The organism is Agrobacterium tumefaciens str. B6, assembly GCF_001541315.1.
GTDB classification, from domain to species: Bacteria; Pseudomonadota; Alphaproteobacteria; order Rhizobiales; family Rhizobiaceae; genus Agrobacterium; species Agrobacterium radiobacter.
In genome coordinates, this window is the sequence record NZ_LMVK01000007.1 from 117,706 (window position 1) to 136,211 (window position 18,506).

An 18,506-nucleotide genomic window follows, 5' to 3' on the forward strand; every position below is an offset into this window, starting at 1 on the left:
CGGCGGACAAAATCCGCCGCCTCATTGTCTTTCAGGCCTCCAGCCACTTCACCTGCTCGGCCGTCAGCTTGATATCCAGCGCCGAAAGACTGTCCTCCAGTTCAGCGATGGTGCGCGGTCCGATCAGCGGGATGACCGGGAAAGGCTGGGCGATGACATAAGCGAGCGCGATATGGATCGGGTGCCGCCCAAGTTTCTGCGCAAGCTCGATCGCCCTGTCGCGGCGGACGAAATTGCGGTCGGAATACCAGACGCGGACGATTTCCTCATCATCCTGCTTGTCGCGCCCTGCCCGGTCGGTGAAGAAACCGCGCCCCTGGCTGGACCAGGCAAAATTGGGGATCTGGCGGGATTTCAGCCATTCCTTCCACTCGTCATCCGATGCCGCCACGCATCCCGCCCAGATCGGATCGAGCATTTCGGCGAGCGAGAAATTGTTTGAAAGCGCGCCCGGGGCCTGTTTGCCGTTCTTCTGAGCATAGGCGGCCGCCTCGTCCATGCGCTCGCGCGTCCAGTTCGAACCACCGAAAATGCCGCGAATGCGGCCGCGCCGAACCTCGGCATCCATGGCATCGACGAACTCACCGACCGGAATATCCAGATTATCGCGATGCATGAAATAGGCATCGACATAATCCGTCTTCAGACGTTCCAGCGACTGGTCGAGTTGCTTGGCGATCATATCAGGATAGCAGAGCGGCGAATGCGCACCCTTGCCGATCAGCACGATCTCCTCGCGCGGCACATTGCGGCTGGTGTGCCAGTCACCGAAAATCGCCTCGGTCCTGCCGGCGCCATAGACATAGGCCGTATCGAACAGATTGCCGCCCGCCTCGTAAAAAGCATCGAGCGTCAGCGATGCAGAAGCAAAATTGGGGAAAAATTCGAAACCGAGCGCGACCACGGAAGCGGGCTTGGCAAGGCCCGGCACCTGCCGCTTCGGAACCGCGTTTCCAGCCACGACCTTGCCGCCGGTAATGTTGGCAACGCGCGAGGTTGCCTTTTCGACGCTGTATTCAAGGCCGACCGAGGCGCGCCATTGATCCATGACACGCAGATTGCCGAGGCTGTCGGCCCAGCCCATGCCCGGTGCATCGAATTCCTTTTTGCCCTGGCGGATCGCCTCGCCCGCTGCATCGACCTCAAACGAATAGAGCCAGCGATCCTCCGGCAGTTCGATGGTTTCCACCTTGTCGCCCCTGAAGATATCAATCCGGCCGGTGCCGCCCTTGTGGCCCGCGGCATACCAGAAGTCCTTGACCTCGATCCGCCCTTCCGAGCCGATGATACGCAGCACATTGTCCTGCCCCGCCATAATGGAGCAGGACACTTCGGCGACGATGCCATTGGAAAATTTCAGCACGGCCGAGGCCCATTCGTCGACACCCGACTGGCCGAGATGGGCAGCGCCCGCCACCTTTTCCGGCTCGGCAAAGGGTTTGCCATCCACCGCGCCGGCAATCAGCCGCACCATCGAGACCGGATAGCCGCCGACATCGAGAATGCCGCCGCCCGCCATCTCATTGGCGAAGAGCCGGTGATCGGCCCGGAACGAACCCATGTTGAAACCGAAGCTGGAACGGATGATGCGGATATCGCCAACCGCGCGGCTCTTGACCAGTTCGAGCAATTTCGCCGTCTGCGGGTGCAGGCGATACATATAGGCCTCGCCGGCAAAGACGCCTGCCTTTCTCGCCTCGTGGAAAATGGCGTCGGCATCGTAGGCGGAAAGCGCAATCGGTTTCTCCACCAATACATTCTTGCCGGCGCGGATGGCCTTGATCGCCCATTCGGCATGGCCGGTATGGGGTGTGGCGATATAGACGGCATCGATATCGGGATCGGAAAGCAGCGCATCGTACCCATGAATGATGCGCGCACCGGCAAAGGCCTCGGCCAGGCCGGGCTTGTCCGGATTGCGGGTGGCGATGGCCTCTAACCTGCCGGTACGGGAATGGGCGATGCCGTCAGCGAATGTTTTCGCGATAGTACCCGGGCCGATGATGCCCCAGCGGATCGGTTGTTCGGTCGTCATGAAATCCTCGTCTTATGTAGGTGCTTGGGAAAAGGTTCAGCGCAGGCGTTCGCCCTTGCTGTCGAAAAGGAAGGCCCGGCGGGCGGAAAGACCGACCGTCAGCCGGTCGCGATTGCCGACGTCGCGCGATTCCGGCCTCTCGATGATGAGCTGCTCGCCGCCTTCGGTACGGGCATAAACGTAGCTGGTATTGCCGAGATGTTCGGCGACATCGACATGCACGGTGAGATCGGCATCGCCCTGCCCCGCATCGGAAAAATGTTCGGGCCGGATGCCGAGCGAAACACGGGCTCCGTCGTTCAAGCGGGCCTTTGTCGGCAGGGTCAGCCGCACCGCAGGATCGCTGTCGAGCGAGAGCGTCACGCTCTCCGCGCCGCTGCAGATGATGGTGGCGTCGAGAAAATTCATCTTCGGCGAACCGACGAAACCGGCAACGAAACGGTTGGCGGGATCATCGTAAAGATCGAGCGGCGCGCCGACCTGTTCGATATTGCCCGCGCGCAGCACGACGATCTTGTCGGCCAGCGTCATCGCCTCGGTCTGGTCATGGGTCACATAGATCATCGTTGTCCCCAGCTGCTTGTGCAGCCGCGATATCTCGACGCGCATCTGCACCCGCAGCTCCGCATCGAGGTTGGAGAGCGGCTCGTCGAACAGGAAAACCTGCGGTTCACGCACGATGGCGCGGCCGATGGCGACACGCTGCCTCTGGCCGCCGGAAAGTTGCTTCGGCCGGCGCTCCATCAACTCGTTGATCTGTAGGATTTCGGCGGCGCGGTTGACCCGCTTTTGCGTATCGGCCTTGGGATTGCCATTCATTCGAAGGCCGAAGGACAGGTTTTCGGCAACCGTCATATGCGGATAAAGCGCATAGGACTGGAACACCATGGCGATGCCGCGATCCGCCGGATCGGCATCATTGACCGTCCTGCCGCCGATGCTGACATCACCATCAGATATGTCTTCCAGCCCGGCAATCATGCGCAGCAGCGTGGATTTGCCGCATCCGGAGGGGCCAACGAAGACGACGAATTCGCCGTCGGCAATATCCAGATCGGCACCGTGGATGACTTCGAGCGCGCCGTAACGCTTGACCACGTTCTTGAGCGAAAGTTCCGCCATGCGGCCTCCCCTTACTTGACTGCCCCGGCGGAAATGCCGGCGATGAAGTGACGCTGCAAGGCCACGAAAACCACGAGGATGGGTGCGGTGAGCAGCACTGCGCCGGCCATGATGCCGCCCCATGACACTTTGGTGAGCCCGATGAGGGTGCCAAGCGCCACGGGTGCGGTCATCATTCCTGGGCGGGAATTGATGAGAAGCGGCCAGAGGTAGTTGTTCCACGAGGCCAGAAAGAGGATGATCGACAGCGCCGCCATGGTGGGCCGCGCCAGCGGCAGGGCGATGCGCAGAAATATCTGCCACTCCTTGACGCCCTCCACCCGTGCCGCATCGAAGAGTTCCGTCGGCATCATCGAGAAGGATTGCCGCATGAACAGCACGCCGAGCGAGTTGAACAGCGGCGGCACGATCAGCGCCACCCAGGTATTGGCGAGCTTGAATTCGCGCGCCACCATGATGAACTGCGGAATGACGACGACCGCAAAAGGCAGGGTGATGGTGCCGAGAATGATGGCGATCACCACCCCGCGTCCCGCAAAGCGGTACCGCGCCAGCGCCCAGCCCGCCATCGAGGTCAGGAACACCGAAAGGACAGTGTAGATGACAGCGACGGTGATCGAGATGAACATGGCCCGCAGGAAATTCGTATCCGCCTGAAGGTTCTCGAAATTATCGATGAAGTTGGTGGACGGCACCAGCACAATGTCCGGGCTGAAAATGCCGTAATCCGGCATCGTCGAGAACACGAACATCATCCACAGCGGAAACAGCCAGATGATGGCGAGCGGCGTCAGCGCCGCATGCAGCGCGATCTTCTGCCAGAAAAGCGATCTCGATTTCGATCTCATTTCGGCTCCCTCCCGACCCATAGATTGAGCAGCGAAATGGCGATGGCGAGCGCCGCCATGGTGTAGGCAATGGCCGAGGCATAACCGAAATTGAGCGAGGTGAAGCCCTGCCGGTAAAGGAACAGCCCCAGCGTCTCCGTGCCGCCGCCCGGCCCGCCCCTGTTGGTGATGAGGAAGGGTTCGGCGAAAAGCTGCATGGTGCCGATGACCGACAGGACGACGCAGAAGAGGATGATGGGCTTGAGGAGCGGCAGGGTTATGTAGAAGAACTGCTGCCGTTTGCTCACCTTGTCCAGCGTCGCCGCCTCATAGACATCACCCGGGATGGATTGCAGCCCGGCCAGAATGATGATGGCGTTATACCCCGCCCAGCGCCAGGTAACCGCGATGATGACGAGCGCCATGGCCGCATTGGCATTGTCGAACCACGAAATGGGCGAAAGGCCGACGAAGGTGATGAGCTTGTTGATGATGCCGAAATCGGCGCTGAACATCAGCCGGAAAACAGCTGCATAGGCAACCTCGCCGACAACAACAGGCGCGAAAAAGGCAAAACGGTAGAGTGGCCGCGCCTTTAAGAGCGGTGAATTCAAGAGCACCGCCATGACGGTGGCAAGCGCGATCATGACGGGCACCTGAATGACCAGAATGATCAGCGTATTGTAGAGCGCGTTATAAAAAGCCGGGTCGGAGACGAGCCGCCCCCAGTTCATGGAGGGTGCGAAGCGCCACGGATTGATGCGTGTGTTCTGGAACGACAGCATGAACGAGCTGATGATCGGCCAAACCCAGAAGGTGGCGAAAATCAGGAGATAGGGCGCAAGGAACGCATAAGCGATCCTGTTCCTTGACGGCATGACGACCTCCAGATGCCGGCGGTTTGGCCGGATAAATGGAAAAGCTTGGGAGAGGCTGCCCCCGTTTTGAGGGCGAGGCCATGGCAAGGCGGTACCGCGCGTTTCTTCTCCCCGTGGGGGAGGAGGTGGCCCGAAGGGCCGGATGAGGGGGCTAGCTCGCGGTCTATCGCTGGCCTCGCCCCTCATCCCGCTGCCGCGGACTTCTCCCCCTCGGGGAGAAGAAACGCGCGGCACCCGCTCGGTCCATCAGCTACCGACTGTTTACTCCGCGGCCGGCAAACCTGTTGCCGTTTCGATCTGCTTGGCCGCATCATCCAGCGCGGCCTTCGCATCGGGGTACCCGCCCGCAAAGTACTTCGTCTGAGTCGCCTTGTAGATCGCATCGGCATCCGACTGGAACGCCGTGCCGCGGCTTGGCACAATCTTCGGCAGGGAGGCGAGAATATCGGCCCACACAGCCTGCCCGCCCCAATAGGCCTGCTTTTCCTTGACGAAAGGATCGTCAATGGCTGACAGCAGCGAGGGAACGAGGCCGAAGGATTTCAACATCGTCACCTGCCCTTCATTGGTGGTCAGCGCGTAATCGATATATTTCCACGCGGCCTCCTTGTGCTGGGATGTCGAGCTGATTGCGAGTGACGAACCGCCGAGATTGGCCGCATGCGGGCCATCCGGCGTCAGGCTCGGCATCAGATAGACGCCCCATTTGCCGGAAAGATCAGGAGAGCCGGAACGCACCGTGCCTTCATACCAGGCGCCATACATCTGGCTTGCGGCCTTTCCTGCCGTATTGGCCTGGATCTTTTCATCCCAGATCGCGGCCGTGATGATGCCGGCGTCTTTCATCTCCTTGACCTTTTCAAGGGTCGCGACACAGGCGGGCTTGTTGATGGTGATGCTCTGGCCATCGGTCGAAAAGTAACCGCATCCCTGTTCATTGGCGATCATGCGGAACCATTCGCTGTCGCCGTTGAAATCGGCTTGCGCCATCACCGTGCCGGGATTGGCAGCCATGACCTTTTTGCCCGCAGCGATGAAATCATCCCAGCTTTTGATGGTGGCGGGATCTACACCCGCCTTTTCATAGAAGTCCCGGCGATAGAACACCGCCACCGGACCCGAGTCCCACGGAACCGCATAGGCGACGCCGTCAACCTCTAGTTCCGTGCGCTTGAAATCAGGGAAAAGCGCCTGTTTCTCAGGCGTGTAGCCAAGCTCGGTCAGATTGGCGAAACAATCGGGGAAGCGGCTCCAGAACAGCTCCGCCTCGAAATTCTCTATGGTGACAATGTCCGGAAGACCATCACCACCGGCTGCGCAGGCGGCAAGCGTCTTGTCAAAAACCTGATTGTTTCCAAGGTCTTCAACGACGATCTTGATATCCGGATTCTGTTTATTGAAACCTTCCACCGTGGATTTCAGCGCGGAAGCCGCGACATTCCAGCTCCAGATGGTGACGGTCTCGGTTTGCGCGAAAGCCGGGGCTGCAAGAAGCAGCATAGCGGTAGACGCGCCTAGAAATTTCAAGCACATTGAAAACCTCCCTTTTTCAATTGCCGTTCTTAAGCGAACATGGGCACATTAGCGGCGGCAGGAAATCTGTCTCGTAAAAAGGGAACACCGATTTGGCGGAAAGTAAGATTGCCGAAAGAGCCTTCTACCAGCCGGGTGCGAGCAGCATCGAAGGCATGCCGACAACGCTTCAGCTCTTTCATAATCACCCGCCCATCATGCTCCGCCCCCACTGGCACGCGCAGGTGGAGGTGAATTATGTGATGTCGGGATCGGTGCATTACCGCATGGGCGATCATGAACTCTCGCTCGAGGCCGGCCAGATGTGCATTTTCTGGGGTGGCCAGCCGCACCAGATGGACCGCTCCTCCGACGATTCCTTTTATGCGGGCGCGCATCTGCCGCTCGTGCATTTCTTCCGAATGCGCCTGCCTGCCGCCGTCTCCAGCCAGTTGATGGGTGGCGCCACAATGGTCAGCGCCGAAACTGACCTGGCGGATAAGGAGAATTTCGGCCGCTGGTTCCGCTATGTCGCCTCAGGCGATCCGGCCAGAGCGCAACATGCGGTGGAGGAATTGCTGCTGCGGGTGGAACGGATGTTTCTCGAACCCTATTCCGTCGTATCGTCCGCCGCCGATGCAAAACACAGAGAGGATGAGGAAGGCATGGCGCCATCCATCGGCGTGGTGCGCATGTGCGATTTCATCGCCGCCAATTTCCTCGACGATATCGACGCGACCGATATTGCCCGCGCCGCATCATTGCATCCGAAATATGCGATGAACCTGTTCCGCAAGTCCACAGGCATGACGCTGATCAAATATCTGACCCTGCTACGCCTTTCGCGTGCACAGGCAATGCTGATGACCGGCAAGGACAATATTCTGCAGATCGCCATGGAAAGCGGCTTCGGCTCCGTCAGCGCCTTCAACAAGGCATTTCGCCAGATCGCCGGCATGTCACCTTCCGATTTCCGCCGCGACATGCGGGCGACGGCGGCTTAGGGCACCTCCCTCATTCCTGTGCTTGTCACCGGAATCCAGTCGACGCGCGTCTACGCGGCGAGAGGACTCTTTTCAGCTCAAGACTTTGGCGGGCTGGATCCCTGTGACAATCACAGGGATGAGGAGGAGCGTGAAGCCTAGTCCCCAATTTCTTCCGGTTTCGGAAAAGCTCCGCCGCGCTGCCGCGCCGCCTGCCGATAAGCCCGGGGCGAACTGCCGAGCATCCGCCGGAACATGGTGGTGAAGGCGGGAATGTTTTCATAACCGGCATCCAACGCCACATTGGTCACCGCCTCGCCGGCCGCCAGCCTCGGCAGTGAAGCGAAAATGCAGGCCTGCTGGCGCCAGGTGACGAAACTCACCCCGAGTTCCCGGCGGAACAGGCGCGTGAAAGAGCGGCGGCTGATTCCCATGGCTGCCGCCCAGTCGTCGATCTCCACCCGTGCTACGGGCTTCTTGAGGAAATCGCGGCAGAGCGCAGCCAGACGCTGATTATCGGGAAAAGGCAATCCGAGCGGCCTTTCCGGCAGGCGGTTGACCTCGTCCAGCAAAAGCGCGCGCACGAGGCCCTGCCGATGAAATGCCGACGGCTGGTGTTCCTCAGCCAGCAGTTCCGAAATCAGGCTGGAGGCGAGATCGGTTATTTCCACCACCCGCGGCGCGCCGGCATGGAAGAGATCGGGATGAACGTAAATCGAGTGCATCTCCACCGTGGAAATGGTCTCGGCCTCGTGCTGCAGCCCGGCAGGAATGAGGAGCCCGTGACCGGGCGGTATCATCCAGCGCCCATCGGCGGTGCTGACCAGCACCACACCCTGACGTGCACACCAGATCTGTACCCGGCTGTGGCTGTGGGGCGGGGTTCGGTGCCCCGTGGGATAGACGCGGCAAAGCGCCAGCACCGGTTCATTGGTGCCGTCGATCAATTTCAGACTGCGTTCATGCTCGTCCTGCGTCAGCCCTGCAGGCGGCCGCGATTTGATTTTTGCCATTTGGCCCACTCACAAAGAAACTCGTCCAGAACACAAATGCAGGCCAGAAACAATATGAATAAAAGCGGGAAGAAATAAAGACACGTTTCCCGCCCTTCCATCGGGAATCTGGAGAGGATACATCATGGCCACCGTCACCAGCGCCGGGTTCAACCCGCAACGCACGGCGTTTTCAATCATCGCTGCCGCGAGCTTCTGCCATATGCTCAACGACATCATGCAATCGCTGCTGACGTCGCTTTACCCGCTGCTGAAGGCCAATTACGCGCTCGACTTCATGCAGATCGGGCTGCTGACCTTCGCCTTTCAGGTCACCGCATCGCTGTTGCAGCCGGTCGTCGGCATGGTGACCGATCGCTGGCCCATGCCCTTCTCCCTGCCCGTCGCCATGCTGTCCACCTGCGCCGGCCTCATCACGCTCGCCTTCGCCCACAGTTTCGAGGTTCTGGTGATCGGTGCCTGCCTCATCGGCATCGGTTCGGCGATCTTCCATCCGGAAGCCTCGCGTGTTGCGCGCCTGGCATCCGGCGGCCGTCACGGCCTTGCACAGTCCTTCTTCCAGGTCGGCGGCAATACCGGAACGGCCATCGGCCCGCTGCTCGCCGCTTTCATCGTCATACCGCTCGGCCAGTCGAGCCTCAGCTGGTTCTCGCTGATTGCGCTCGTCGGTTTTGGCGTGCTTTCCTGGGTCGGCGTCTGGTATACCCGCCATCGCCGCGCCACCGTCGGCAAGGCCCCTGTCAGCCGCGCCCTGCCGCTGGCACGCGGCACGGTTATGATGACGCTTCTCGTTCTGGTGGTCCTGACCGCAACCAAGAACGCCTATCTCGCCAGCCTGTCCAGCTACTTCACCTTCTACACGATCGACCGGTTCGGTCTTGGCGTGCAGGACGCGCAGGTTCTGCTGTTCCTCTTCCTCGGGGCTTCGGCGCTCGGCGTGTTCTTCGGCGGCCCGATCGGTGACCGTTTCGGCTCCCGCGTGGTCATCTGGTTCTCGATCCTCGGCGTCATTCCCTTCGCGCTGATGCTGCCCTATGCCAACCTGTTCTGGACGGCGGTTCTGGTCGTCGTGATCGGCTTCGTCTTCTCGTCGGCCTTCTCGGCCATCGTGGTGTTCGCACAGGAACTGGTGCCGGGTCGCGTCGGCCTCATCGCCGGCATGTTCTTCGGTTTCGCCTTCGGTTTCGGCGGTATCGGGGCGGCGGTTCTAGGCGTCTATGCGGACAAGGAAGGCATTGAATTCGTCTATCGCATCTGCTCCTACATGCCGCTGCTCGGCCTTTTGACGGTGTTCCTGCCGAAGCTGCCAAGCCACCGCTAAAAGCCTTGCGTTCAACGCTTTTCATCACGGCGGTCACCTGTGATACTCAGGTGATCGCCGTGATCCGTTAAGCGAAGACCGCACTCTGCGCCAAAAACCGTCAGGCCGATTTACGCAACATCAGATCGGCGCTGAGGAGAATGCGCTCGCGCATCCGGGTTGCGTCATCCGCCTCTTCATCCAGCTTCTGCAACAGAAGCTCGATCGAGAGCCTGCCGATCTCGTTATAGTTCTGCGCCACCGTGGTAATCGGCGGGCAGGCGTAACGCGACAGCGGATGATCATCATGGCCGGCGACCCGGAGATCGTAATCCGCACCGTGACCAACCTTGATCCCTTTCTGGAAGGCGGCGGCGATGACGCCGAAGGCGATACGGTCGTTGGCGCACAGAATGGTGCGCGATGGCAAAAGCCCTGCCCCATCAAGCAGCCGGGAGGCTTCATCAAAGGCGAAACGTTCAAAATCCCAGGTGACGATATCAGGGACATCGATCACATGCGGCTCGAAACCGAGACGCTGCATGGCCTCCACGTAAGCCGTGCGGCGCGTCGCAGCATTGGTGTTGACCTGCGGCATGTCGAAGAAACAGGGCGGCTCGCCCGAACGGCAGAGATAATCCACCATCAGCCCGACACTCTGGCGGTTGTCGGTGCCGACAAAGGCCGAGGTCTCATCGAGAGGCGAATCCACATAAACGATCGGAATACTGGCCGCGAGCTGCTCCAGCGTGGCGCGGTGGGATTTGACACCGAGCGGGGCGATGATGGCGCCCGCGACATTCATCGACTTGAAGGTGCGGATGGCGCGGTCTTCAATCTCCGCCTTGCCGTCGGACGACAGCACGAAGGCAAGGAACCCCGCCTCGTTGGCGATGAGTTCGATACGGCTCGTCAGCGCCATGTAGAACGGGTCGGTTGAGTTGGGAATGATGATGCCGATGATATTGGAACGGCGGCGGTTGAGGTTCACGGCAAAGATATTGGGCCTGAAGCCCGATTTCTTCAGCGCGTCCTCGATGGCATCCCGGGTCTTCTTGCGGACCGAGGCCGGATCATTGAAGTATTTCGAAACGGTCGGGCGGGAAAGGCCGACGAATTCCGAAAACTCTTCCATCGTCCTGATAGATTTGGCCAAAGTGCTTGCCCCCATGAAATATTACATGTGGTATTCTATATCGACCGGCCTTCGCACGAAAAGCCGGTCGAATGTGGTTATCAACGGCCAAAAGATCATTCGGCCGCAAATTGCACTTTCATTGTAGCCGGATCGGACGGCTTTTTCGTAAAGAACGGCAGCATCTCCGAAAGCGGCAGCCGGTGCGACACCAGCCGCGCCATGACATCGCCATCCGTTTCCAGAATAGCTAACGCCTGCGGAATGTTACGGTTCAGCGAATGTGAACCGACAAGCTTCAGCTGACGCCTGAAGATTTCGAAGGGAGAGACAGCAATGCGGGCATCCGGCGCGCAGACGCCGAAGAACAGCGCCGTACCGCCATCGGCAACCAGCGGGATCATCGCTTCCGCAACAGCGGCGATGCCGGTCGCATCGGCCACGAAATCGAACGATTTCTGTTGCCGCAGGAGCGCTTCCGAGCCGGAAACCGCCACCTCAAGCCCGAGATCTTCGGCGAAGGCCAGCCTGCTTTCATTGATGTCGGCAATCGTCACCGTCCTGATGCCGCGCGATTTCAGCGACAAGGCAAGCAGCAGGCCGATAGGGCCGGCACCAAAAACCAGCGCGTTTTCCGGTACGATACCACTTTCGCCGATGCCCGCGCTCTGCATGCCATTGACGACGCAGGCGAGCGGTTCTGCCAATGCCGCGACATGATAGGGCATGGAACCGATGCGGTGCAGGTGATCGGCATGCACCACGCTGAATTCCGCAAAGCCGCCATTATGGGAGACGCCATAGGCCTTCAGTGTGCTGCAGAGGTTGGTAAGCCCCTTCCTGCAACTCGCGCAGACGCCACAGGGCAGATTGGGATCGACCACCACCCGTTCACCAACCTTGATGCAAGTCACATCAGCGGCCACGGCCGCAACTTCACCGGCATATTCATGGCCCGGGATGACGGGAAAGGCACCGTCGCCATAACGTGCATGGAGTACATCGATATCGGTGTGGCAAAGCCCCGAAGCCTTGACCCGCACGAGGGCGTGGCCCGGCGGTAGATCCGCGACCGGAACCTCCGCCAGCACGGCGCGTCCCTTCTCGACGAATTGAATGGCATGCATGGTCATCTCCGGCTTTTCAGCTCATCCAGTTGCCGCCATCGACATTGTATGTCTGGGCGAGAATATAATCGCTGTCGGAAGAGGCGAGGAAAACCGCCAGCCCCTTGATGTCATCGGGCGTGGCGAAACGGCCGATCGGCACGGATTTAGCTACCGCCGCCTTCTTCTCCCCCGGCTTCAGGCCTTCCCATTTGGCGAAATGCGCATCCACCACTTCCCAGTGCTCACCATCCACGACACCGGGCGCGATGGCGTTGACATTGATGCCGTGCTTGACGAGCGCCAGCGCCGCCGACTGCGTGGCGGAAATGATCGCGGCCTTGGAAGCGCAATAAAGCGTGACGAGCGCCTCACCGCGACGGCCGGCCTGGCTCGCCATATTGATGATCTTGCCGCCGCGTGCACGGGCAATCATGACATTGGAGACGGCCTTCATCATGAAAAGCGGTCCCTTGAGATTGATGTCGAAAACCCGCTCATAGCTCTCTTCGGTAATACCGTTGATCGGCGCCATATCGAAGATAGCGGCATTGTTGACAAGGATATCGATGCCGCCGAATTCCTCATCCACCGCCTTCACCACCGCATCGATCTGACCAAGGTCAGTCACATCCAGCTTTACGGCCTTGGCAGAAGGGCCGATGGCGGCGGCAGACGCCGTCGCACGGGCGATATCGATGTCAGCGATGATGACCTTTGCACCCTCATCTGCAAAAGCCTGCGCAAAACCAAGGCCGATACCGCGGGCGGCGCCTGTAATTAGCGCGACCTTGTTGTTCAATCTCATGTCGATCTCCGTGATGCATGGCGGACAACTCGGCCATGCTCGCTTGTTGTTAGATGCAATTTTCTCACCCCCTCATTCCTGTGCTTGTCACAGGAATCCAGTCGACGTGGCTTTCACGCGGCTGAGAGAGTTCTTTCAGCCCAAGGACTCGGGCTGGCTGGTTTCCTGTGACAAGCACAGGAATGAGGGCGGCGGGTGTGGGGCCACCCATGCCGCCCGCCGCCAAAGTGACGAACGGGCGGCACGCCGGGAGGACGCGGCTACTTGATGTAGCCCGCGCGGGTCATGTCACGCTCGACCTGTTTCTGTGCGCCCTCAAGCGCCGCATCGACGGTCTGCTGGCCGGAAAGGGCTGCCGCGATCTGCTGGCCGACAACCGTACCGATCGACTGGAATTCCGGTATGGCGACGAACTGCACGCCGGTATAGGGAACCGGATCCTTGGTTGGTTTCGACGGATCGGCCGACATGATGGCCTTCAGCACCGTATCCGCAAAGGGTGCCGCCTTCTTGTATTCCGGCAGCTCATAGGTGGATTTGCGCGTGCCCGGCGGCACGGCAACCCAGCCTTCGCTTTCACCGACCGTCTTCACATAGGACTTCGAGGTCGCCCATTTGACGAAGGACTTGGCGGTTTCGAGCTTCTTCGTGCTGTTCGGAATTGCAAGGTTCCACGACCAAGACCAGCTCGACCCGTTCGGCGTCGCCTCGACCGGAGCCCGCGTGAAGGCGGTCTTGTCGGCGACCTGGCTCTGTTTGGGATCATAGACCCGGCCTGCCGCCGAGGTGGCGTCGATCCACATGGCGCAGCGGCCGGATGAAAACAGCGTCTGGTTCTCGTTGAAGCCGTTGGCTGCCGCACCGGGCGGGCCGTAAGAGGTCATCAGCGCGAGGTAATCCGAGATCGCCTTTTTCCACGGCTCGCTCGTCAGCTGCGGCTTCCAGTCCATATCGAACCAGCGTCCGCCATAGGTGTTGATCATGGTCCCGAGGAAAGCCATGTTCTCGCCCCAGCCCGGCTTGCCGCGCAGGCAGATGCCATATTGCTGCTTCGACTTGTCGGTCAGCTTGGCGGCAAAATCCTTGATCTGGTCGTAGGTCGGATTGTCAGGCATCTTCAGGCCGGCGGCGTCGAACAGGTCCTTGCGGTAAAGCGTAAACGAGCTTTCGGTGTAGAACGGCACCGCGTAAAGCTTGCCGTCCACCGTCAGGCCTTTCTTGATCGGATCGAGCAGATCGGCGTAATCGTAATCGTCGCCGAGATCATCAACCGGCGCCAGCCAGCCCTGCTTGCCCCAGATCGGCGCTTCGTAACCGCCGATGGTCATGATGTCGAACTGGCCGCCATTGGTGGCGATATCGGTGGTGACGCGTTCGCGCAGAACATTCTCTTCCAGCACGATCCAGTTGATCTTGTTTCCTGTTTCCTTCTCCCAGGCGCTGGAAAGCTTCTGCATGATGATCATGTCGCCATTGTTGACGGTGGCGATGTTGATTTCTTCCGCCTGCGCAAGTCCGGCCAAAAGGCCCGCTCCAACCACAGACGACGACAGAATTCCAATGAATTTGCTCATGAGACCCGCTCCTCCTTTACGGATGTCCACGCATAACAATACATGCGTAAATTTTTATCTCGCACAATCTCGTCATTTGTCAACATCCAAAAATAGACTGTGACGTGAGCACTCTTGGATATACTGCTATAACTTGCTGTTTTAAAGTCGATAATGTCATCAAAAATAATTTCATGATCCGCTTTACTTGCGGCATCGCAACAAAAATATCATCAAAAAATATCTTGACGCGCGTAAATTTTAACTGATATCCGGAAAATAGCAGAGCCGGGACGTCGGGGGTTTGCACCCACCGGAAAGGTGGGAGCCGAATGCATATGGAGGAGACGATGAGGCAGGTATCCGCACTGGCGCCGCACGCGAAAGGCCCGACCATTACGGCGGGTGAAATCCTCGTGGAAATCATGGCGACGACAGTGGGCGGCGGCTTTCTCGAGCCGCAAACGCTGATCGGCCCCTTTCCAAGCGGCGCGCCCGCCATTTTCATCGATCAGGTCGCGCGTTGCGGCGGCAGCGCCGGCATTATCGCGGCGGTTGGCGATGACGATTTCGGCCGCCTCAACATCGAGCGGCTGCGCCGTGACGGCGTGGACATATCGGCCATCGCCACCATTGCGGACCGGCCGACCGGCAGCGCTTTTGTCCGCTACAGGGAAAACGGCGCACGGGATTTCGTTTTCAACATCGCCCATTCGGCAGCGCGCGAAACGCACATGACTGATAAGGCGCAGGCTCTCATCGAACAGGCGGGCCATGTGCACGTCATGGGATCGGCGTTTGCGATTGCCGGTATCGGCGAGACCATTCTGGAGGCGATCAAAAGCGTCAAGGCGCGCGGCGGCTCGGTGTCTTTCGATCCGAACATCCGCAAGGAACTGGTGCAGGGTAACGAGGGCCGCAAGCTGATCGACGATCTCCTTGATGTCACCGACCTTCTGCTGCCTTCCGGCGAAGAACTTCAAGCTGCCTCCGGTCTGGATAACGAGGACGCAGCGATAGAAAAGCTCCTCGCCTCCGGTATCGGCGAGATCGTGCTGAAGCGCGGCGCGCAAGGCGCCAGCCACTTCAGCCGCGCCTATGGCCGCATCGACGCCCCCGGACTGACGGTCTCCGAAATCGATCCGACCGGCGCCGGCGACTGTTTCGGCGCAACTTACCTCACCTGCCGCCGCCTCGGCATGCATCCCGAAAGAGCGCTCACCTATGCCAATGCATCAGGCGCGCACAACGTCATAAAGCGCGGCCCCATGGAAGGCGCTGCCAGCCTTGCCGAACTTGACGCCTTCATGACCGCGCTATTGTCGGAGGAAGTCCTATGACCGCCATTCTGGAAAATCTCGCCGCCGCGCGCCGTGCCGGCAAGCCGGCAGGTATCACTTCGGTCTGCTCTGCCCACCCCGTTGTCCTGCGCGCCGCAATCCGCCGCGCCGCTGCCGGTCAAACAGCCGTGCTGATCGAGGCCACCTGCAACCAGGTCAATCATCTCGGCGGTTATACCGGCATGACGCCGCGCGACTTCGTTACCTTCGTCAACAGCATTGCGCAGGAAGAAGGACTGCCCGGCGAGCTCCTGATTTTCGGCGGCGATCATCTCGGTCCCAATCCCTGGCGCAAGGAGAAAGCCGAAGACGCGCTGACAAAAGCAGCCACCATGGTCGAAGCCTATGTCACAGCCGGTTTTCGCAAGATTCATCTGGATGCGTCGATGGGCTGCGCCGGTGAGCCGGCCGCACTGGATGACGTGACCATTGCCAATCGCGCGGCAAAACTCGCGGCTGTCGCCGAAAAGGCAGCCGCCGAGGCGCGCCTGCCAAAACCGCTTTACATTCTCGGCACCGAAGTGCCGGTGCCGGGCGGCGCCGATCACGTGCTCGACACGGTGGCGCCCACCGAGCCGCAGGCGGCGCGCACGACCATTGACCTGCACCGTGAGATATTCGCGCAGCACGGTCTTTCCGATGCGTTCGAACGGGTCATCGCCTTTGTCGTGCAGCCCGGCGTGGAATTCGGCAGCGACAATGTCGTCGCTTACAATCCGGATGCGGCCACGGCGCTCAGCGCCGTACTGGACGGCGAACCGCAACTGGTCTTTGAGGCACACTCGACGGATTATCAAACGAGAGCAGCGCTTGGCGCCCTAGTGCGCGATGGATATCCGATCCTGAAAGTCGGTCCGGGGCTGACCTTCGCTTACCGCGAAGCACTCTACGCTCTCGATATGATCGCATCCGAGATGGTCGGCGACTATGGCGACCGGCCGCTGGCGCGGACCATGGAACAGCTGATGCTCGGCGCGCCCGGCGACTGGCAGGGTCATTACCATGGTGATGACATCACGCTCAGATTGCAGCGTCACTACAGCTACAGCGACCGCATTCGCTATTACTGGACAAGGCCCGAGGCGCTCGCAGCCGTTTCCGCCTTGCATGAGGCGCTTGACGGGAAGACAATTCCCGAAACCCTGCTGCGCCAATACCTCGGCGAGCTGCCGCTCGCAACGGTTGCAGGCAAGGATATGGAGGAGGTTCTGATCGCCGCGGTGGATCAGGTGCTAGCAACCTACCATGCGGCGACGGGCGAAGGTCGCTGCTAAGACAATCGTCAAGTTAAATTCGGATGCCCCGGCGGAGACGTTGCGGGTATCGGTCATGGAGGGGACTACCAATGGCAACACGAAACACGAGCGGTCTGGCGCGGGTTATGCTGGCGCCTTCGGTGCTGCTTTTGCTGGTGTGGATGATCGTGCCTCTGGCGATGACCCTGTGGTTCTCGTTCCAGAACTACAATCTCCTGAACCCTGCCAATGTCAGCTTCGCGGGCCTGTTCAATTACCAGTATTTCTATACCGATCCGGCCTTCTTCCAGTCGATCTTCAACACGCTTGCCATCGTCGGCGGCGTGCTTCTGATCACCGTCATCGGCGGTATTGCGATTGCGCTCCTGCTTGATAATGACATCTTCGGCCAGGGCATCGTGCGCATCATGATCATCTCGCCCTTCTTCGTCATGCCGCCTGTCGCGGCGCTGGTGTGGAAGAACATGATCATGCATCCCGGTTACGGCGTGCTTGCCGATCTGTCGCGCTTCTTCGGCCTGCAGCCGGTCGACTGGTTCGCGCAGTTTCCGCTGCTCTCCATCATCATCATCGTCGCCTGGCAATGGTTGCCCTTTGCAACGCTGATCCTCTTGACCGCCCTGCAATCGCTCGACGGCGAGCAGAAGGAAGCGGCCGAGATGGATGGCGCCAACTTCATCAACCGCTTCGTTTACCTGACGCTGCCGCACCTGGCCCGCGCCATCACGGTCGTCATCCTCATCCAGACGATCTTCCTGCTCGGCGTTTACGCGGAAATCCTCGTCACCACCAATGGCGGCCCGGGTTATGCCTCCACCAACCTTGCCTTCCTCATCTATCGCACGGCGCTTCTGGGTTACGACGTCGGCGGCGCATCGGCCGGTGGCATCATCGCCGTCGTGCTCGCCAATATCGTCGCCATCTTCCTGATGCGCGCCGTCGGCAAGAACCTCGACCGTTAAGGAGAAGCGATCATGGCCCGCAAGACAACGACACGCGCGAAGATCGGCTTCACCATCGCGGCATGGGCCGTGGCGCTCCTGCTGTTCTTCCCGATCCTTTATGCCTTCCTCACCTCGATCAAGACCGAGCCGGAGGCGATAGCAGGCTTCAGCCTCATTCCCTCGGGCACGCTCGAAAACTACATCACCGTGCAGACCCAGCGCGATTACTTCAAGCCGTTCATGAACTCGGTCGTGCTGTCGCTCGGCTCGACGATCATCGCGCTCATCATCGCCATTCCCGCCGCCTGGGCGATGGCGTTTTCGCCGACCAAGCGCACCAAGGACATCCTGATGTGGATGCTTTCCACCAAGATGATGCCGGCGGTTGCCGTGCTGGTGCCGATCTACCTGATCTTCCGCAATGCCGGCCTGCTCGATACCCGCATTGGGCTGACCGTCATGCTCACCTTCATCAACCTGCCGATCGTGGTGTGGATGCTTTACACCTACTTCCGCGAAATCCCCGGTGAGATTCTTGAAGCCGCGCGCATGGATGGTGCCTCGCTCTGGAACGAGATCGTGCATGTACTGACCCCCATGGCGGTTCCGGGCATCGCCTCGACGCTGCTCCTGAACGTCATCCTCGCCTGGAACGAATCCTTCTGGACCATCCGGCTGACGACCACCAAGGCAG

At 60.0% G+C, this 18,506-nt stretch carries 16 protein-coding genes; 6 read left to right on the plus strand and 10 right to left on the minus strand.

Features of this window, described 5'->3' with window-relative positions:
• Window positions 1-31: 31 nt before the first annotated feature.
• The 5 genes from ASB65_RS07675 to ASB65_RS07695 all read right to left on the minus strand — a co-directional run bounded on the left by ASB65_RS07675 (window position 32) and on the right by ASB65_RS07695 (window position 6,395).
• Window positions 32-2,035 (minus strand): aldo/keto reductase, encoded by a 2,004-nt coding sequence (locus ASB65_RS07675; protein WP_060723520.1) that lies wholly within the window; start codon window positions 2,033-2,035, stop codon window positions 32-34.
• Window positions 2,036-2,071: 36 nt separating this feature from the next.
• Window positions 2,072-3,157: an ABC transporter ATP-binding protein gene (locus ASB65_RS07680; RefSeq protein WP_060723521.1), complete on the minus strand. Its 1,086-nt coding sequence runs from the start codon at window positions 3,155-3,157 to the stop codon at window positions 2,072-2,074.
• A gap of 11 nt (window positions 3,158-3,168) precedes the next feature.
• Window positions 3,169-4,005 carry a carbohydrate ABC transporter permease gene (locus tag ASB65_RS07685; RefSeq protein ID WP_003510390.1) on the minus strand — a complete coding sequence of 279 codons (837 nt, stop codon included), beginning with the start codon at window positions 4,003-4,005 and terminating at the stop codon, window positions 3,169-3,171.
• Entirely contained in the window at window positions 4,002-4,862 is an 861-nt protein-coding gene (locus ASB65_RS07690) for a carbohydrate ABC transporter permease (RefSeq protein ID WP_003510388.1), read from the minus strand. Before ASB65_RS07690 ends, ASB65_RS07685 begins: the two co-directional genes overlap by 4 nt.
• Window positions 4,863-5,123: 261 nt before the next feature.
• Window positions 5,124-6,395, minus strand: coding sequence for an ABC transporter substrate-binding protein (locus ASB65_RS07695; protein ID WP_060723522.1), 1,272 nt, complete (start codon window positions 6,393-6,395; stop codon window positions 5,124-5,126).
• A 92-nt stretch (window positions 6,396-6,487) separates the two neighbouring features.
• Between ASB65_RS07695 and ASB65_RS07700 the strand changes: the two genes are divergently transcribed.
• Window positions 6,488-7,378, plus strand: coding sequence for a helix-turn-helix domain-containing protein (locus ASB65_RS07700; RefSeq protein WP_003510385.1), 891 nt, complete (start codon window positions 6,488-6,490; stop codon window positions 7,376-7,378).
• 137 nt (window positions 7,379-7,515) lie between these two features.
• Here ASB65_RS07700 and ASB65_RS07705 read toward each other — a convergent pair whose 3' ends face one another.
• Window positions 7,516-8,370 (minus strand): AraC family transcriptional regulator, encoded by an 855-nt coding sequence (locus ASB65_RS07705; RefSeq protein WP_003510382.1) that lies wholly within the window; start codon window positions 8,368-8,370, stop codon window positions 7,516-7,518.
• Window positions 8,371-8,494: 124 nt separating this feature from the next.
• On the opposite strand from ASB65_RS07705, the gene ASB65_RS07710 reads away from it, so the two are divergent.
• Window positions 8,495-9,691: an MFS transporter gene (locus tag ASB65_RS07710; protein ID WP_003510380.1), complete on the plus strand. Its 1,197-nt coding sequence runs from the start codon at window positions 8,495-8,497 to the stop codon at window positions 9,689-9,691.
• Window positions 9,692-9,791: 100 nt separating this feature from the next.
• On the opposite strand, the gene ASB65_RS07715 is transcribed toward ASB65_RS07710, so the two are convergent.
• The 4 genes from ASB65_RS07715 to ASB65_RS07730 all read right to left on the minus strand — a co-directional run bounded on the left by ASB65_RS07715 (window position 9,792) and on the right by ASB65_RS07730 (window position 14,293).
• Window positions 9,792-10,805 (minus strand): LacI family DNA-binding transcriptional regulator, encoded by a 1,014-nt coding sequence (locus ASB65_RS07715; protein WP_003510378.1) that lies wholly within the window; start codon window positions 10,803-10,805, stop codon window positions 9,792-9,794.
• 116 nt (window positions 10,806-10,921) lie between these two features.
• Window positions 10,922-11,932, minus strand: coding sequence for a D-altritol 5-dehydrogenase (locus ASB65_RS07720; protein ID WP_003510377.1), 1,011 nt, complete (start codon window positions 11,930-11,932; stop codon window positions 10,922-10,924).
• Window positions 11,933-11,948: 16 nt separating this feature from the next.
• A complete protein-coding gene (locus ASB65_RS07725) occupies window positions 11,949-12,719 on the minus strand; it encodes a galactitol 2-dehydrogenase (protein WP_060723523.1) in 771 nt (256 codons plus the stop codon).
• Window positions 12,720-12,979: 260 nt separating this feature from the next.
• Window positions 12,980-14,293, minus strand: a complete 1,314-nt coding sequence (locus ASB65_RS07730; RefSeq protein ID WP_060723524.1) for an ABC transporter substrate-binding protein — start codon at window positions 14,291-14,293, stop codon at window positions 12,980-12,982.
• Window positions 14,294-14,604: 311 nt separating this feature from the next.
• Between ASB65_RS07730 and ASB65_RS07735 the strand changes: the two genes are divergently transcribed.
• From ASB65_RS07735 to ASB65_RS07750, 4 genes are all read left to right on the plus strand, one after another.
• Window positions 14,605-15,612 carry a sugar kinase gene (locus tag ASB65_RS07735; protein ID WP_060723525.1) on the plus strand — a complete coding sequence of 336 codons (1,008 nt, stop codon included), beginning with the start codon at window positions 14,605-14,607 and terminating at the stop codon, window positions 15,610-15,612.
• Window positions 15,609-16,886 (plus strand): D-tagatose-bisphosphate aldolase, class II, non-catalytic subunit, encoded by a 1,278-nt coding sequence (locus ASB65_RS07740; protein WP_060723526.1) that lies wholly within the window; start codon window positions 15,609-15,611, stop codon window positions 16,884-16,886. Before ASB65_RS07735 ends, ASB65_RS07740 begins: the two co-directional genes overlap by 4 nt.
• A gap of 71 nt (window positions 16,887-16,957) precedes the next feature.
• Window positions 16,958-17,830, plus strand: coding sequence for a carbohydrate ABC transporter permease (locus tag ASB65_RS07745; protein WP_060723527.1), 873 nt, complete (start codon window positions 16,958-16,960; stop codon window positions 17,828-17,830).
• Window positions 17,831-17,842: 12 nt separating this feature from the next.
• Window positions 17,843-18,506: carbohydrate ABC transporter permease (locus ASB65_RS07750; RefSeq protein WP_060723528.1), on the plus strand; the 664-nt coding region annotated here is incomplete at its 3' end.

Coding starts and splice junctions, on each gene's coding strand:
- ASB65_RS07675 (WP_060723520.1), bottom strand. CDS start 2,035: ATGACGACCGAACAACCGATCCGCTGGGGCATCATCGGCCCGGGTACT.
- ASB65_RS07680 (WP_060723521.1), bottom strand. CDS start 3,157: ATGGCGGAACTTTCGCTCAAGAACGTGGTCAAGCGTTACGGCGCGCTC.
- ASB65_RS07685 (WP_003510390.1), bottom strand. CDS start 4,005: ATGAGATCGAAATCGAGATCGCTTTTCTGGCAGAAGATCGCGCTGCAT.
- ASB65_RS07690 (WP_003510388.1), bottom strand. CDS start 4,862: ATGCCGTCAAGGAACAGGATCGCTTATGCGTTCCTTGCGCCCTATCTC.
- ASB65_RS07695 (WP_060723522.1), bottom strand. CDS start 6,395: ATGTGCTTGAAATTTCTAGGCGCGTCTACCGCTATGCTGCTTCTTGCA.
- ASB65_RS07705 (WP_003510382.1), bottom strand. CDS start 8,370: ATGGCAAAAATCAAATCGCGGCCGCCTGCAGGGCTGACGCAGGACGAG.
- ASB65_RS07710 (WP_003510380.1), top strand. CDS start 8,495: ATGGCCACCGTCACCAGCGCCGGGTTCAACCCGCAACGCACGGCGTTT.
- ASB65_RS07715 (WP_003510378.1), bottom strand. CDS start 10,805: ATGGAAGAGTTTTCGGAATTCGTCGGCCTTTCCCGCCCGACCGTTTCG.
- ASB65_RS07720 (WP_003510377.1), bottom strand. CDS start 11,932: ATGCATGCCATTCAATTCGTCGAGAAGGGACGCGCCGTGCTGGCGGAG.
- ASB65_RS07725 (WP_060723523.1), bottom strand. CDS start 12,719: ATGAGATTGAACAACAAGGTCGCGCTAATTACAGGCGCCGCCCGCGGT.
- ASB65_RS07730 (WP_060723524.1), bottom strand. CDS start 14,293: ATGAGCAAATTCATTGGAATTCTGTCGTCGTCTGTGGTTGGAGCGGGC.
- ASB65_RS07735 (WP_060723525.1), top strand. CDS start 14,605: ATGCATATGGAGGAGACGATGAGGCAGGTATCCGCACTGGCGCCGCAC.
- ASB65_RS07740 (WP_060723526.1), top strand. CDS start 15,609: ATGACCGCCATTCTGGAAAATCTCGCCGCCGCGCGCCGTGCCGGCAAG.
- ASB65_RS07745 (WP_060723527.1), top strand. CDS start 16,958: ATGGCAACACGAAACACGAGCGGTCTGGCGCGGGTTATGCTGGCGCCT.